Source organism: Streptomyces sp. NRRL S-495, from assembly GCF_000966955.1.
Lineage (GTDB): Bacteria > Actinomycetota > Actinomycetes > Streptomycetales > Streptomycetaceae > Kitasatospora > Kitasatospora purpeofusca.
This window is the reverse complement of record NZ_JZWY01001323.1, coordinates 1-1,389: the sequence shown is the minus strand read 5'-3', so window position 1 is coordinate 1,389 and position 1,389 is coordinate 1. Positions and strand designations below refer to the sequence as shown.

Genomic DNA, 1,389 nt, shown 5'->3' with positions numbered 1-1,389 from the left:
CGGGCCGGCGGCCGGCGGCGGGGTCGGCGCGGCGGGGGCCGGGGCGGGTGCGGGCGGCGCGGCCGGGGTGACCGGCGCGGCGGCGGCGGGCGCCGGGGCCGGCTGGTCGTCGACCGAGACGCCGAAGTCGGTGGCGATGCCGGCCAGGCCGTTCGCGTAGCCCTGGCCCCTGGCCGACCGCGCGGACCTTCCAGGCGCCGTTGCGCTGGTAGACCTCGACCACGATCAGCGCGGTCTCCCGGCCGAGCGCCGGCGAGGTGAAGGTGACCAGTACCTCGCCGGTGGCGGCGTCGCGGACGGTCGCGGTCGGCTCGATGCCCGCGAAGGTGGCGCCGGCCTCGTCGGGGCTGGCGGTCACCACGATCTTGCTGATCCCGGCCGGGACGGCGGCGGTGTCGACGATGATGGCGTCCGGGCTGCCCGCGGCGGCCGGGCGGTGGGTCACCCCGGGCCCGTTGGGGGCGTTGTAGAAGACGAAGTCGTCGTCCGAACGGACCTTGCCGGCATCGGTCAGCAGCAGGCCCGAGACGTCCAGCGCCTTGGGTGCGGTGACCTCGACGGTCACCCGCGCGGCGGTCAACGGGGCGTTGCCGCCTTGGGTCAGGACCGTGGACACGAACTCCTCCTGGGAATGACGTGGTGCGGGGCCGGCCCCGGCGGTGGGGCGGCTGTGCCGACTGGCGACCACAGTAACGAACGAGGTCGGCCGGATGAGCCCGATCGGGCCGCTGACCTGTCGGGTTGTCCGACCGGAGCGGACCGGGCCGGACGGCGGTGGTGCGGTGGTGCCGTGGTGCCGTGGCCGGTCAGCGGGCGGGTGCGGGCGCCAGTACCGGTGGGGATGCCGGTGCCGGTGCCGGTGCCGGTGCTGGTGCCGTGGGGCTGGGGCTGGGGCGGACGTCGGTGCCGGTGCCGGTGTCGGACGGCGCCGCGAAGGTGCCGAGGGCGGCGACGGCGCGCGGCCGGTCGATCCCGAAGGCGCTGGCCTTCCAGGACTCGCTGCTCCGGGGTGCGGCGCGGCGCGGTGCGGGCGGGCGGATGCCGAGCACGGCGAAGGTGTACCGGCCGGGGCGGACGTCGGTGCCGGGCGGGGTGGTGAAGCGGTAGACCGCCGCGCCGCGCTCCTGGTGGGTGGTGACCACGGCGCCGGCCAGGTCCGTCCAGACGGTGCCGGACCCGGGGGCCAACGCGCCCGGGGCGAGCCGGAACTCGGCCTGGAGCGCGGTGAGCGGCTCGGTGACGGTCAGCGTGAGCAGGTGACGGGTCCCGTCGCGGCCGAGCGGCTGGACCAGGGCCGCGCCGGCGAGCGCCAGGTCGTCGGCGTTGTCGGTGCTGCCCTTCCCGCCCTTGTCGCCGGGGCCACTGGCGCCGCCGGTGCCGCCCTTCTCG

General features: G+C 77.4%; 2 pseudogenes. Both read right to left on the bottom strand.

Going from position 1 to position 1,389, the window contains the following annotated elements:
* A pseudogene (locus VR45_RS41475) lies at positions 1–604 on the bottom strand (TerD family protein); the annotation flags it as partial.
* A 202-nt stretch (positions 605–806) separates the two neighbouring features.
* A pseudogene (locus VR45_RS47740) lies at positions 807–1,389 on the bottom strand (hypothetical protein); the annotation flags it as partial.